Origin of the sequence: Microbacterium cremeum (assembly GCF_015277855.1) — a bacterium.
Taxonomy (GTDB): Bacteria; Actinomycetota; Actinomycetes; order Actinomycetales; family Microbacteriaceae; genus Microbacterium; species Microbacterium cremeum.
The window spans coordinates 1,681,656-1,695,827 of the sequence record NZ_CP063812.1; the positions used below are offsets into that span (position 1 = coordinate 1,681,656).

13 protein-coding genes are annotated in these 14,172 nt (G+C 71.4%); 7 read left to right on the forward strand and 6 right to left on the reverse strand.

The features are described 5' to 3' along the window. Nucleotides 1-12: 12 nt before the first annotated feature. From IM778_RS07525 to nirB, 4 genes are read right to left on the reverse strand one after another with little or no spacing between them, the layout of a single operon-like run. Nucleotides 13-1,188, reverse strand: coding sequence for a uroporphyrinogen-III synthase (locus tag IM778_RS07525; protein WP_194411398.1), 1,176 nt, complete (start codon nucleotides 1,186-1,188; stop codon nucleotides 13-15). Beyond that, entirely contained in the window at nucleotides 1,185-1,958 is a 774-nt protein-coding gene (gene cobA, locus IM778_RS07530) for a uroporphyrinogen-III C-methyltransferase (protein WP_194411399.1), read from the reverse strand. Before cobA ends, IM778_RS07525 begins: the two co-directional genes overlap by 4 nt. After that, a complete protein-coding gene (gene nirD, locus IM778_RS07535) occupies nucleotides 1,955-2,338 on the reverse strand; it encodes a nitrite reductase small subunit NirD (RefSeq protein WP_194411400.1) in 384 nt (127 codons plus the stop codon). The genes cobA and nirD overlap by 4 nt, the downstream gene beginning before the upstream one ends. Continuing rightward, a complete protein-coding gene (nirB, locus tag IM778_RS07540) occupies nucleotides 2,335-4,914 on the reverse strand; it encodes a nitrite reductase large subunit NirB (RefSeq protein ID WP_194411401.1) in 2,580 nt (859 codons plus the stop codon). Before nirB ends, nirD begins: the two co-directional genes overlap by 4 nt. A gap of 293 nt (nucleotides 4,915-5,207) precedes the next feature. On the opposite strand from nirB, the gene glgX reads away from it, so the two are divergent. After that, on the forward strand, nucleotides 5,208-7,406 hold the full coding sequence (gene glgX / locus IM778_RS07545; protein ID WP_194411402.1) for a glycogen debranching protein GlgX: 2,199 nt from the start codon (nucleotides 5,208-5,210) through the stop codon (nucleotides 7,404-7,406). 10 nt (nucleotides 7,407-7,416) lie between these two features. On the opposite strand, the gene map is transcribed toward glgX, so the two are convergent. Next, nucleotides 7,417-8,199 (reverse strand): type I methionyl aminopeptidase, encoded by a 783-nt coding sequence (map, locus tag IM778_RS07550; protein WP_194411403.1) that lies wholly within the window; start codon nucleotides 8,197-8,199, stop codon nucleotides 7,417-7,419. Nucleotides 8,200-8,321: 122 nt separating this feature from the next. Between map and IM778_RS07555 the strand changes: the two genes are divergently transcribed. The 5 genes from IM778_RS07555 to IM778_RS07575 all read left to right on the forward strand — a co-directional run bounded on the left by IM778_RS07555 (nucleotide 8,322) and on the right by IM778_RS07575 (nucleotide 11,294). Beyond that, nucleotides 8,322-8,816 carry an MFS transporter permease gene (locus tag IM778_RS07555; RefSeq protein WP_194411404.1) on the forward strand — a complete coding sequence of 165 codons (495 nt, stop codon included), beginning with the start codon at nucleotides 8,322-8,324 and terminating at the stop codon, nucleotides 8,814-8,816. 167 nt (nucleotides 8,817-8,983) lie between these two features. Then, nucleotides 8,984-9,331, forward strand: a complete 348-nt coding sequence (gene rplS, locus IM778_RS07560; RefSeq protein ID WP_194411405.1) for a 50S ribosomal protein L19 — start codon at nucleotides 8,984-8,986, stop codon at nucleotides 9,329-9,331. A 135-nt stretch (nucleotides 9,332-9,466) separates the two neighbouring features. Next, on the forward strand, nucleotides 9,467-10,249 hold the full coding sequence (lepB, locus tag IM778_RS07565; protein WP_194411406.1) for a signal peptidase I: 783 nt from the start codon (nucleotides 9,467-9,469) through the stop codon (nucleotides 10,247-10,249). Beyond that, nucleotides 10,246-10,905, forward strand: a complete 660-nt coding sequence (locus tag IM778_RS07570; RefSeq protein ID WP_194411407.1) for a ribonuclease HII — start codon at nucleotides 10,246-10,248, stop codon at nucleotides 10,903-10,905. Before lepB ends, IM778_RS07570 begins: the two co-directional genes overlap by 4 nt. A gap of 65 nt (nucleotides 10,906-10,970) precedes the next feature. Further along, nucleotides 10,971-11,294, forward strand: coding sequence for a DUF2469 family protein (locus IM778_RS07575; protein WP_127818250.1), 324 nt, complete (start codon nucleotides 10,971-10,973; stop codon nucleotides 11,292-11,294). A gap of 53 nt (nucleotides 11,295-11,347) precedes the next feature. On the opposite strand, the gene dprA is transcribed toward IM778_RS07575, so the two are convergent. Further along, a complete protein-coding gene (gene dprA / locus IM778_RS07580) occupies nucleotides 11,348-12,532 on the reverse strand; it encodes a DNA-processing protein DprA (RefSeq protein ID WP_194411408.1) in 1,185 nt (394 codons plus the stop codon). Nucleotides 12,533-12,655: 123 nt separating this feature from the next. Between dprA and IM778_RS07585 the strand changes: the two genes are divergently transcribed. Further along, the gene (locus tag IM778_RS07585; RefSeq protein ID WP_194411409.1) at nucleotides 12,656-14,170 is read left to right on the forward strand and encodes a recombinase family protein; all 1,515 of its coding nucleotides are present in this window, start codon (nucleotides 12,656-12,658) and stop codon (nucleotides 14,168-14,170) included. Nucleotides 14,171-14,172: the final 2 nt, after the last annotated feature.

The window sequence follows — 14,172 nt, forward strand, 5'->3', positions numbered from 1 at the left end:
GGGCTCGCCGCGTCACGCGGACGCCTCCGCCGGGTCGAGCACGTTGAGGCGGTACCCGCGCTTGACGACCGTCTTGATGAGGTCCGGCACGCCGATCGCCTCGCGGAGCCGCGCGACCGCCATCTCGACGGCGTGGGTGTTCTCGCCCGAGCGGGGGAGCGCACCCTGCAGCCGCTGCCGCGAGACGACGCCGCCGCCCGCCGCGAAGAGGGCGGCGAGCAGGTCGGCGCCGGTGCGCGACAGCGGCACGTGGCGTCCGTCGAGGACGATCCCGTTGCTGCGCAGCTCGAGGCGCCCGGCGATCGTGGGGAGCGAGGCGGCGTGCCCGCCGCCGAAGTGCGTCACGACCGCGCGCACCAGCGAGCCGAGGCGGCCGCGTTCGGCGACGAGAGGGGCGATGCCGGCATCGCGCAGCGGCCCGGCCGTGATCGGACCGACGGCCGCGAGGAGCAGGCGTCCCTGCGCGGAGAGCTCCACGATCGCCTCCAGCACACCCTCGCGCTGGGCGGCGGCGATCCATTCCGCGGCGCCGGGCGCCGACGTGAACAGCACGGCATCCACCTCGCCCTGAGCGGTGGCGAGGACGGACCGCGAGACCGCGGCGGGATCCGGCGGCGGCCCCCAGCGGTAGACGGTGAGGCTCACGACGTCCGCGCCGGCCGCCTGGAACAGCTCGTCCAGCCCGTCGGCGCCGGAGCCGTGGTGCTGGACGGCGACGCGCCGGCCGTCCAGGCCCTCGGCGAGCAGGTACTCGCCGAGCTCGGCCGAGGTCTCGGACTCGGCCACCCAGTCGGCGGTGAGTCCGGCCTGCTGGATCGCCCCGCGCGCCTTGGGTCCGCGGGCGACGATCTGGGCGCGCGACAGCGCCGCGTGGAGCTCGTCGAGGAGCCCTGCCTCGTCGGCTGCCTCCATCCACCCGCGGAAGCCGACGCCCGTCGTGGCCACGACCACCTCGGGCGGGTGGGCGATGAGTTCGTGCGTCGCGGCGACGAGGGCGTCGTCATCGATGTGCGGCACGATCGTGAGCGCCGGGGCGTGGCGCACCTGCGCACCGTGGCGCTCGAGTGCCGCGGCCAGTTCGAGGGAGCGCCGGTCGACCGCGATCACGACCGTGCAGCCGTCGAGCGCCGCCGAGAGCTGCGCGCGAGGCGGATCCGCGGTGCGGGCGGGACGCGAGGGCTCGTTCACCGGAGCGCGCCGCCGATCGACGTGTCGGCCGAGAGCAGGTCGGGCATGAGCAGGCCCGCGCGGGCGACGTCGCCCACGACGATCACGGCGGGGTTGCGCACGCCGATACGGCCGGCCTCGAGCACGACGGCGCCGAGGGTCGTGCGCGTCGTGCGCTGATCGGGGTGGTGGCCGCGCTCGACGATCGCCACGGGGCGATCGGCCGGCACCCCCGCGTGGAGGGCATCCGAGACCAGGCGCGGCAGCGCCCCGACGCCCATGAGCACGACGGTCGTCACGTCGGGGTCGCCGAGGGCGGCCAGCGTGGCCGGCGTCAGTTCGGACTGTCCGTTGACGATGTGGACGGCCGACGCGACGGCGCGGTGGGTCACCGGGATGCCGGCAGCCTCCGGCACGGCGACGGCGCTGGTGACGCCCGGCACGACCTCGACGGGGACACCGGCTGCGACGCACGCGACGACCTCCTCGCCGCCGCGGCCGAACACGAACGGGTCGCCGCCCTTGAGCCGGACGACGCGCTTGCCGCTCCGCGCGCGATCGACCAGCAGCGCGTTGATCTCGTCCTGCGGCACCGGGTGGTGCCCCGGGAGCTTTCCGACATCGAGGACCTCGACATCGGGCGCCAGGTGAGGACGGATGTCGGGGCCGAGCCGGTCCATCACCACGACGTCCGCGCGCATGAGCAGGCGCCATGCGCGCAGCGTCATGAGGTCGACGGGCCCGGGCCCGCCGCCCACGAGGTCGACACGGCCGGTCACGGCGGCGCTCATGACCGGCCGTCCCATCGCACGAGCACTGCGCCGTCGTCCACCGTCACAGGCCACACGTGCAGCGACATCGGGTCCTTGCCCTGCGTGTCGAGGCACACGCCCGTGCGCAGGTCGAACACCTGCTTGTACATGGGCGACGCCACCGTCGGAGCGTCCAGCTTCGTCCCGACGATCCCTCGCGAGATGACGTTCGCGCGGCTGTACGGATCGAAGTTGGAGACCGCGTGGACGCGCCCCGTGTCGAGCAGGAAGAGCGCGATCTGCGTTCCGCCGAGCAGGGCGGCACGTCCGCGCTCGACCTCGAGGTCGTCGAGCGCGCACACGCGCACCCAGCCGTCGGGGGCGACGTACTCGGTCGTCTGCGGGTCGGCGATCGTCATCGGCGCACCTCCAGGGTGGTTCCGGCGATGAGCACGCCGGAATCGGCGCGCTCGGCCTCGGTGGCGGGTCGGGGCTGCCCGCGCTCGGCGGTGTACGCGAGCGAGGGGTCGGGGGTGCTCGGGGCGTTGACGAACGACGCGAAGCGGCGCAGCTTGTCGGGGTCCTCGAGGGTCGCCTTCCACTCGTCCTCGTACGAGTCCAGGTGCGCCGCCATCGCGGCGTCGAGGTCGGCGCAGATGCCGAGACCGTCGTCGAAGATCACCGCGCGGAGGCCGTCGATGCCGCCGTCGAGGTCCTCGAACCACGGGGCCGTGCGCTGCAGGCGGTCGGCCGTGAAGATGTAGTACATCAGAAAGCGGTCGATGGCCGTCAGAAGCTCGTCGTCGCTGAGTCCCTCGGCCAGCAGCACCGCATGCCGCGGCGTGAATCCGCCGTTGCCGCCGACGTACATGTTCCACCCCGCCTCGGTCGCGATGACGCCGACGTCCTTGCCGCGGGCCTCGGCGCATTCGCGCGCGCAGCCCGACACGCCGAGCTTCAGCTTGTGGGGCGACCGCAGTCCTCGATAGCGCAGTTCGAGGCGCACCGCCATGCCGACGGAATCCTGCACGCCGTAGCGGCACCACGTCGACCCCACGCACGACTTCACCGTGCGCAGCGACTTGCCGTAGGCGTGACCCGACTCGAAGCCGGCGTCCACCAGGCGCTTCCAGATGTCGGGCAGCTGCTCGAGGCGGGCGCCGAACATGTCGATGCGCTGGCCGCCGGTGATCTTGGTGTACAGGCCGAAGTCCTTGGCGACCTGGCCGATCACGAGCAACCCCTCGGGCGTGATCTCGCCGCCGGGGATGCGCGGCACGACGGAGTAGCTGCCGTCCTTCTGCAGGTTCGCCATCACGTGGTCGTTGGTGTCCTGCAGCGTGGCGTTCTCACCGTCGAGCACGTGGCCGCGCACCAGGGTCGAGAGGATGCTCGCGAGCGCGGGCTTGCAGATGTCGCAGCCGCGACCGGTGCCGAATCGCTCGATCACCGCGCTGAAGGTGGTGAGTCCCGACACGCGGACGGCGTCGAAGAGCTGCCGGCGCGACATCCCGAAGTGCTCGCACAGCGCGTCGCTGAGGGCAGTGCCGGACTTGGCGAGCTCGGTGCCCACGATCTTCTTGACCATCGTGACGCACGAGCCGCAGGCGGCGCCGGCCTTGGTGCATGCCTTGATGCCGGCGACATCGGTGCATCCCTCTTCGTGCACGGCGTGGCGGATCCTGCCGGCGGTGACGCTGTTGCACGAGCACACCAGCGCCTCATCGGGCAGGTCGCCGGTCGGCGCCGCCACGCCGCCCTCGGGCATGAGGTAGGCGGCCGGGTCGCCGCCGAGAGCTCCGCCGACGAGCGGGCGCAGCGAGCCGTATGCCGACGCGTCGCCGACGAGGATGCCGCCGAGGAGCGTCTTGGCGTCGTCGGAGAGGACGAGCTTCTTGTAGACGCCCGCGACCGGGTCGGCGTACGTGACGTCGAGGGCTCCCGGCGTCTCGGCGAACGCGTCGCCGAAGCTCGCGACGTCGACGCCCGAGAGCTTGAGCTTGGTCGACAGGTCGTAGCCGGGGAAGGATGCCTCGCCCCCGAGCAGCCGCGTCGCGGCGACCTCCGCCATCGCGTAGCCGGGCGCGACCAGACCCACGCACATCCCGTCGTAGTTGGCCACCTCGCCGATCGCGAGGATGCGCGGGTCGGAGGTCTGGCACCCCGAGTCGATCAGCACGCCGCCGCGCTCGTGCACGTCGAGCTCCGCGCTGCGGGCGAGCTCGTCGCGGGGCCGCACCCCGACGGTGAAGACCACCACGTCGGTGCGCTCGTAGCTGCCGTCACGGAACTCCAGCCCGGTCACCTGTCCGGTGCGGTCGGGATCGAGCCGCGTCGTGATGGTCTGGGTCTTGACCGCGATGCCGCGTGATTCGATGAGGCGACGCAGGGCGTTCCCCGCAGGGAGGTCCAGCTGCGCCGACATCAGCCGGTCCGACGACTGCACGACGGTGCAGTCCACGTCCAGCCCCTGCAGGGCGCCCGCGGCCTCCAGCCCGAGGAGCCCGCCGCCGATCACGGTGCCGGTGAGCGGGCGGCCGAGCTCCGCCTCGCGGCGGCGCACGAACTCCTGGAGCTTCTCGACGTCGTCGAGTGTGCGGTACACGAAGCAGCCCTCGAGCCCGAACCCGTCGACCGCGAGCCGGGCGGCGTACGATCCCGTCGCGAGGACGAGGCGGTCGTAGGGGACGCTGACGCCGCTGCGGGTCGTGACGCGCCGAGCCGACCGGTCGATGCGCGACACGGCATCGCCGCGCAGGAACCGCACGCGGTCGTCCGCCAGCACGCTCTGCTCGAGCGTCAGGTCGTCGGGGGAGGCCCCGCCGAAGAACCCGGTGAGACCGACCCGGTCGTACGGGTGCCGGTCCTCCTCGCCGATGAGCGTCACGCGCCACTGGTCGCCGGCACGGCTCAGCAGGCTCTCGACGAAGCGATGCGCCACCATTCCCGCGCCCACGACCACGACATGCGTGCCGAGGGCAGGGGTGGTGCTCATGCCGTCACCGTACGCGGGCGATGTTGCGGGGGCGTCAGCGCCATGTTTCGGGCTCTTGACACTGCTCTGTCGGCTTTCGCTGCTGTCGCGGTGCGTCATGGCTTCTCCTGATCGACGAGAGGTCTCTCGGTGCGTGCGACGCTACGAGCGCGGTGTTTCACCCCCGCATCGCGTCCGGTTACCTCGAGCGAACGTTTCGCTCACACCGGTCCGGCGGCATATGTGAGGGCGGATGCCGGAGCCGGCGGCATCCGTCCCGTTAGGGTGATGCCACAAGCACATGGGGGTCGGCGATGCACACGTGGCCGGGATCGGCTTATCCGCTCGGGGCGACGTTCGACGGGAGCGGCACGAACTTCGCGCTGTTCAGCGAGGGCGCCGAGCGCGTGGAGCTGTGCCTGTTCGGGGAGCGCGGAGCAGAGACGCGCGTCGAGGTGGCCGAGGTCGATGCGTACGTGTGGCACGTGTACGTGCCCGGCGTGCAGCCGGGGCAGCGCTACGGGTACCGCGTGCACGGACCGTACGACCCCGCGAGCGGACGGCGGTTCAACCCGGCGAAGCTGCTGCTGGACCCCTACGCCAAGGCGGTCGAAGGGGAGGTCCAGTGGGGCCAGCCGGTCTACGGCTACGACTTCGGCGACCCGGATTCCCGTAACGACGACGATTCGGCGGCGGCCATGATGAAGGGCGTCGTGGTCAACCCGTACTTCGACTGGGCGGGCGACCGCCGTCCCCGCACTCCGTACTCCGAGACGCTCATCTACGAAGCCCACGTGCGCGGGCTCACCGCGCGGCATCCCGCGATCCCCGCCGCGATGCGCGGCACCTACAGTGCGCTCGCACACCCCGCGATCATCGACCATCTCACGAAGCTGGGGGTGACCGCGATCGAGCTCATGCCGGTGCACCAGTTCGTCGACGACGCCGTCCTGCAGGAGAAGGGGCTGTCGAACTACTGGGGCTACAACACCGTGTCGTTCTTCGCCCCGCACAACCGTTACTCCGCCTCGGGCGACCGCGGCCAGCAGGTGCAGGAGTTCAAGGGCATGGTGCGGGCGCTGCACGCCGCCGGGATCGAGGTCATCCTCGATGTCGTCTACAACCACACCGCGGAGGGCAATCACCTGGGTCCCACGCTCTCGATGCGCGGGATCGACAATGCCGCGTACTACAAGCTCGAGGCCGACGACCTGCGGTACTACACCGACTACACGGGCACCGGCAACAGCCTCAACGTCAGCAATCCGCACGCCCTGCAGCTGATCATGGACTCGCTGCGCTACTGGGTGCTCGAGATGCATGTGGACGGCTTCCGGTTCGACCTCGCGGCCGCGCTGGCGCGCGAGTTCTACGACGTCGACCGCCTGTCGGCCTTCTTCGAGCTCGTCCAGCAGGATCCGGTGGTCTCGCAGGTCAAGCTCATCGCCGAGCCGTGGGACGTGGGTCCCGGGGGCTACCAGGTGGGCAACTTCCCGCCGCAGTGGACGGAGTGGAACGGGAAGTACCGCGACACCGTGCGCGACTTCTGGCGCGGCGAGCCGCAGGCCCTCGGCGAGTTCGCGTCCCGGCTCACCGGGTCGGCCGACCTCTACGAGCACTCCGGGCGCCGGCCCGTGGCATCCGTCAACTTCGTCACCGCCCACGACGGGTTCACGCTGCGCGACCTGGTGTCGTACAACGACAAGCACAACGAGGCCAACGGCGAGGACGGGCGCGACGGCGCCGACGACAACCGCTCCGACAACTTCGGCGTCGAAGGGCCGACCGATGACCGGGCGGTGCTGACGCTGCGGGCACGCCAGCAGCGCAACTTCCTCGCGACGCTGCTGCTGTCGCAGGGGGTGCCGATGCTGCTGCACGGCGACGAGCTCGGCCGCACCCAGCACGGCAACAACAACGGCTACGCGCAGGACAACGAGACGACCTGGATCGACTGGGATGCCGCCGACCTGCCGCTCCTGGAGTTCACGGCGGCTCTGGCGCGGCTGCGGCGGAGCCACCCGACGTTCCGCCGTCGGCGGTTCTTCGACGGACGGCCCGTCCGTCGCGACAGCGGCACGCCGCTGCCCGACATCGCGTGGCTGCGGCCGGACGGCACACTCATGCAGCCCGAGGACTGGGATTCCGGGTTCGGGCGTGCCATCGGGGTCTTCCTCAACGGCGCCGGCATCCGCGAGCGCGACCGCCGGGGCGACCAGATCGTCGACCGCCACTTCATCGTGCTGTTCAACGCCGGCGACGACATCATCGACTTCCACATCCCGGTCGTGGAATCGAGTCCGGACTGGGAGGTGGTCATCGACACGGCGGGGGAGCGCGCCGACACCGGACCGGTCAAGCCCGGCGACGTCGTCAGGCTCGCCGCGAAGTCCCTCTTCGTGCTGAGCGAGCATCCCCGCGTGCCGCAGGAGCTCGACCACTCGGTGGCGGCCTCGCTGACCGCGCTGTCGGCGGAACCCGCGCACGCGCCGCGCGCCGAGGCGCGCGGCTAGGACCGGCGGGTCAGTCGACGCCGAGCCACGAACGGTCGGTGAGCACGATCGGCCCCGACTCGGTGACGGCCACCGTGTGCTCGGAGTGGGCGCCCCGCGAGCCGTCGGCCGAACGCAGGGTCCAGCCGTCCGGGTCGGTCACGAGCTGGTCGGTCGTCTGCAGGAACCACGGCTCGAGTGCGACCACGAGTCCGGCACGCAGCGGATAGCCTCGCCCGGCCTTCCCGTCGTTGGGCACGTGCGGGTCGCCGTGCATGACGCGCCCCACGCCGTGCCCGCCGAAGTCGGTGTTGATGGAGTAGCCGCGGCCGTGCGCCACGCCGGCGATCGCGGCCGAGATGTCGCCGATGCGATTGCCGACCGTGGCGGCGGCGATCGCGGTATCGAGCGCGCGCTCGGTGGTCTCGATGAGCGCGAGGTCCTCGTCGCGAGGCGTGCCGACGACGAACGAGAGCGCGGAGTCCGCCACCCAGCCGTCGACCGAGACCGCGAAGTCGAGCGAGACGAGGTCGCCGTCGCGGAGCGCATAGTCGAAGGGCAGGCCGTGCAGCACCGCATCGTTGACCGACGTGCACAGCACCTTGCCGAACGGGCGCGCACCGAACGACGGGTGATAGTCGATGTAGCAGGACTCGGCACCGGCGCGGCGGATGAGATCGTGTGCGCGGCGGTCGATCGCGAGGAGGTTCGTGCCCACCTTGGTCTCGTCGCGCAGCGTCGCGAGCGTCTCGGCCACGAATCGCCCGGCAGGCCTCATCGCGTCGATCTCGGCAGGGGTGCGCAGCTCGATCATGTGAAGGAAATCCTCTCGTCCGGATCCATTCTGTCGGACCATCCGCCACGCGGCTGTGAACATGCTCCGCGCCGCACCTCGAACCGGTCCGCGCGCGGCCGGCACGGCGTAGCATCGGAGGCATGTGGCTGCGTCGCGCGTTCTTCGGCTGGCTCATCCCGGCCGCGTTCGTCCTGCCCCTGTGGCTCCTCGTCGGCTGGGCGGTCTTCAACGCCGGCGGCTGGGCGTTCCTGTGGGTGCTCTTCCTCGCGATCCCCGGGGTGTTCCTCTGGCAGTTGCTGCTGACCCTGCTGGTGCGCGCCCGCGGCACCGTGCGGGCGCACCGCGCGGTGTCGTGGTGGGACGTGCTGGGCTTCACGGTGTGGCACCTGCTGGTGATCTCGCTGGGCTTCTTCGCCGAGGCGTGGTGGGCGCCGGTCATGGTGCTCGCGATCCTCGCCGGCGTGGGCCTGTTCTGGCTCGCGCTGTGGCAGCTGTGGAGCGAGGCGCGTCCGTCCCGCTTCCTCCTGCAGTCCACCGACGGTTTCGCGTACATCCCGCCGCCGACCGAGCAGCGCCAGGCCGCCGACCCGGAGGTCATCGTGGTCACCGAGAAGCAGGTGCCGCCCGCGAGCTGACCCGTTTTGGCCGGGTGCGCCATCCATGGCAGAATGGACATTTGTGCCCTGACCGGTTCTGCCTCAGGGGAACCAGCTGTACGGCGTCACGCCGGAGGCCTTCGGCACACCATCCTTCAGAATCCATTCCCGCGGTCGACCTGTGGCGGCCGCAGAGAGAGACGATCATGCAGATCCTCGACGCCGTCGACGCGGCTTCGCTCCGCTCCGACATCCCCGACTTCGGTCCCGGTGACACCGTCAAGGTGCACGTCAACATCACCGAAGGAAACCGCTCGCGCATCCAGGTCTTCCAGGGCGTCGTCCTGGGCCGCTCCGGCGACGGTGTGCGCGAGACCTTCACGGTCCGCAAGATCAGCTTCCAGGTCGGCGTCGAGCGCACCTTCCCGGTGCACTCCCCGGTGATCGACCACATCGAGGTCGTCACGCGCGGTGACGTGCGCCGCGCCAAGCTCTACTACCTGCGCAACCTCCGTGGCAAGAAGGCCAAGATCAAGGAGAAGCGCGACAACTGACGCGCTCGCGCACGCCTGCACCACCGAAGCCCCGGACCCGATGGTCCGGGGCTTCGTCGTTCTCGTGGCGGCCCGGAATGTGCGACCCTTGAAGGCAGGCTCGCCGACCGCCGGAGGGCCTGTGAAGGATCCCGCATGACGACCGAGAAGTCGGCCCCCGCCGAGTCGGCGCCCACTCCCCGGTCCGGGGGCGCGGCCGCCATCCAGCCCCGCAAGCGGGGATGGGTCGTGTTCCTGCGCGACGTCGTCGTCATCATCCTCATCGCGGTGGTCGTGTCGTTCCTCGTCAAGACGTTCCTGGTGCGCTCGTTCTACATCCCGTCGGGCTCGATGGAGGACACGCTCCTCATCAACGACCGCATCCTCGTCGACGAGATCACGCCCCGCTTCGGAGGCTACGAGCGCGGCGACATCGTCGTGTTCCAGGACCCGGGCGGCTGGCTCCCGCCGAACCCCGCGCCCCCGCGCCCGCCCATCGTGGAAGCGGGGGAATGGGTGCTCTCGCTCGTGGGCCTGGCGGCCCCCGACAGCGACGACCACCTGGTCAAGAGGATCATCGGGCTGCCCGGCGACCACGTCGTCTGCTGCAACGCCGCCGGCCAGATCACCGTCAACGACGTTCCCGTCGACGAGAGCGACTACATCGAGGTCCCGTCGACGGATGCCGCGGCATCCGGCGACCCTTTCGACGTCGTCGTTCCCGACGGGAGCCTCTGGGTGCTCGGCGACAACCGCTACCGCTCGAAGGACTCGCGGTACAACACCGACCAGCCGGGCAAGGGATTCGTCCCGCTCGACAACGTCGTCGGCCGCGCGTTCCTCGTGACGTGGCCCCTCGACCGCTTCGGGATGCTCGACTTCCACCACGACGTCTTCGGCAGCGTCCCGTCGCCCGAGCCGCAGGACGCGTCGCGATGACCGTCGCGGAGCCGAAGCTCACGCTCGAGCGTCGACTCCTGCGCGAGCACGCGCTCGTCATCGCGTGCGACGAGGTGGGGCGAGGAGCCCTCGCCGGCCCGGTGGCCGTCGGCGCCGCCGTGATCGACGCGCCGCGATCGCGCAAGCGCGTCCCCGCGGGGCTGCGCGACTCCAAGCTCGTCCCCGAGCCCAAGCGCGCCGACGTCGCGTCACGCGCGGCCGCGTGGGTGGCCGCGAGCGCCGTCGGCTGGGCGAGCTCGGCCGAGATCGACGAGGTCGGCATCATCCGGGCGCTGGGCCTGGCGTCGCTGCGCGCGCTGGCCGATCTGCGAGCGCACGGCGTCGTGCCGGAGGACGCGATCGTCATCCTCGACGGCAACCACGACTACATCACTCCCGCCGGAGGGTGGGGCCTGCACGTGCGGCCGATCATCAAGGCCGATCGCGACTGCGCGTCGGCCTCGGCGGCATCCGTCATCGCGAAGGTCGCGCGCGACCGGCTGATGACCGAGCTCCACGACGAGCTGCCCGCCTACAACTGGGCACGCAACAAGGGGTACGCCAGCCCGGACCACCGCGAGGCGATCCGCGAGCACGGCATCAGCAGGCATCACCGCGCTTCGTGGTCGATCGCCGACGCTCCGACGCTGTTCTGAGGCGGCGCCGGGCCGGACCACGCCCTGGTCTCGGCATCCGCCCGCGCCCGTAGGATGGAACCACCATGGACGACGACGTGTTCGAAGACTACGACCGTGAGCTCGAGCTCGCTCTGTACCGCGAGTACCGAGACGTCGTCTCGCAGTTCCAGTACGTGATCGAGACCGAGCGCCGGTTCTACCTCGCCAACGAGGTGAACGTCGTGCGCCGCGACACCGAGCACGACTTTTACTTCGAGATCTCGATGTCCGACGTCTGGGTGTGGGACATCTACCGAGCCGACCGCTTCGTCAAGGCCGTGCGCGTGCTGACCTTCAAGGACGTCAACGTCGAAGAGCTCTCACGCCGCGATTTCCATCTCCCCGAAGAGCTCTCGCTCGACACCTGAGGCGCTCGGCGGTGCCGTCGGCACCGCGTCGGCGGGAGGCGGGCACGAGCCCCTCACGCCGGGGACCTCGTGAGTCTCCACTCTCCGTCGGCGCGTTCCACGGCGCCCTCCAGACGGAGCAGACCGAGGATCGCCTCGACCTCGTCGAGAGCCATGCCCGCGCGGCGTGCGACGTCGGCCGGAATCCGCCACGCGCGGGTGCTGAGGGCGTCCCGCACGCGTGTGGCATCGTCCGTCGCGGGCGCGTTGTCGGCCGACGCGCCCGAGGAGACCGTCACGCCGAGGAGTTCGCGCACATCCTGGGCGCTCGTGATGCACTCCGCGCCGCACTCGCGCAGGAGGCGATGGCTTCCGGCCGACGCGGCCGAGGTGACCGGACCGGGCACCGCCCCGAGCCCGCGCGAGAGCGCGGCGGCGTGGCCGGCGGTGTTGAGCGATCCGCTGCGCCATCCGGCTTCGACCACGACAGTGGCGTCGGTCATGGCCGCGATGAGCCGGTTGCGCTGGAGGAACCGCCACTTCGTGGGGGCCGACCCGCACGGCACCTCGCTCACGACGGCGCCGTGCTGCGCGATGTCGTCGATCAGCTGCGTGTGCCCGGCCGGGTAGGCACGATCGGCGCCGCCTGCCAGCAGCGCGACCGTCAGGCCGCCGACGGTCAGCGCCGCGCGATGGGCCGCGCCGTCGATGCCGTACGCACCGCCCGAGACGACCGGCGTGCCCCCTCCGGCCAGATCCGCGGCGAGTTCCATCGCGACGTGATCGCCGTAGCGGGTCGCCGCGCGGGCACCGACGATCGCCACCGACGGCCGCAGCTCCTGCAGCGCGGAGGGACGACCCCGCACCCAGAGGCACACCGGGGCATGGGGCCCGAGGTCGTCCACCTGTGCCGGCCAGGCGGGATCGGCGCGGGTGACGAGCGACACGCCCCGCGCGCGGGCGACACGCAGGGCGTCGCCGATCGCCTGGGCCGAGACGCGCGGCGTCCAGCGCTTGCGGGCGTCTGCGAACTCCTTGGGCGTGAGGTCGGCGGGCCGCCGGTCCTCCAGGAAGGCGCGGAGGCCCTCGGCGGCCCCGAGCGTGGCGATCATCCTCCCCGCGACGGAGTCCCCGGGCTCGATGAGGTGCGACCAGACGACCGTCGCGAACCGCTCCACGATCGCGTCATCTCCCGAGGGAGGCGCCAGTGGCCCGAGCCCGCTCCGGGCGGCTTTCGGCGACAGATCGATCGCGGTCACAGGGCGATTCCCTTCTTCAGGTACAGGGCGCGGCCGATGTGCTCGACGCCCAATTGGGTGCACCCCTCGAGGTCGGCCAGCGACCACGCCACCTATTGCATAGCTTTGGAACATACTTATGGAATGACCCGCGCAGCGCTCTACCTCCGCCAGTCGCTCGACCGCGACCACCGTCAGGAAGGCATCGATCGACAGCGGGCGCGATGCCGCGCCGAGGTCGAGCGGCGAGGATGGACGATCGTCGAGGAGTACGTCGACAACGACGTCAGCGCCTCCAAGCCGCGCGGGGTCGGCACGGCGTGGCATCGCATGATCGAGGACACGAAGGCCGGACGCGTCGATGTCGTCGTCGCCGTGGATCAAGACCGCATCCTCCGCGGCATCCGCGACCTCGTGACGCTCCTCGACGTCGGCGCACGGATCGCGACCGTCGACGGCGAGCTCGACCTCACGACCGCTGACGGCGAGTTCAGGGCGACCCTGGCCGCGGGGCTCGCTCGGTTCGAGGTTCAGCGCAAGAGCGAGCGGCAAAGGCGGGCGAACGCGCACCGACGCGAAGGCGGCTTGCCCGCGGGAGGCCGGCGCGCGTTCGGGTACACGCGACTCAAGGCGGGCGCGTCGGCGGACTGGCCGAAGCGGGTCGGGGCGGACGGCCGCGAATGGCCCGACTACGGCCACGAGCCGAAGGAGCCCGAGGCATCCGCCGTACGCCGCGGATACGCGATGCTTCTCGCCGGGGCGACTCTGCGGTCGATCGCGCGAGCATGGAACGCCGAAGGCCTGACGACGACCGTCGGGCACGAGTGGGAGGCGTACAGCGTGCGCGCCGTGCTCGCGAACCCGCGCAACGCGGGACTCGTCGCTCCCCCGCGATCCGCGACCGACGTCATGACGACGCACAATCTCGGCCTCGGCGACCTCCCCGTCGGCTCGTGGGAACCGCTGGTCGCGCCCGAGACATGGGCGGCGGCGCGCGACCTCCTCGCCGACCCCGTGCGACGCTCATCGCCCGGAGCCGCGCCGCGGTCGCTCCTGTCGGGCATCGCGACGTGCGGGATCTGCGGCGGCGCCATGAAAGCGGGCGTCATCCGCGACATTCGGTCGTATCGCTGTAGTGAGTCGGCGCACCTCAGCCGCAAACGCGACGACGCCGACCACTTCATCACGCACGTCGTGCTCGAACGCCTCTCACAACCGGACGCCGCCGCGCTCCTGCGCCGCGACGACGCGCCTGACGTCGGCAAGCTGCGCGCCGAGCTCCTCGAAGCGCAGCAAGCCGAAGAGAGCGTGCTCAGCCTCGTCGGGCGCGGGCTGACGACCGTCGACAAGGCAGCCGCGACACTGCGCGACGTACGGGAGCGGATCGGGGGGCTCGAGGCGGCGCTCAGCGACGCGGGGCGGGTCGACGTGTTCGGCGACCTCGTGGCCGAGGCAGAGGCGGCCGGCGACGCCTACGACGCGCGGTGGGCGGCGGTCGCCGAGGCGTGGGCCGCGCTCGACATCGACCGACAGCGCGCCATCGTGCGGAAGCTCCTCGCCGTCGAGATGCGGTCACCGGGTAAGGGCTCGCGAGCGCCTCGCGACGCGGCGGGACGGCTCGCGCACACCGAGGCGACTCTCGCGCTGACCTGGCTCTGAGC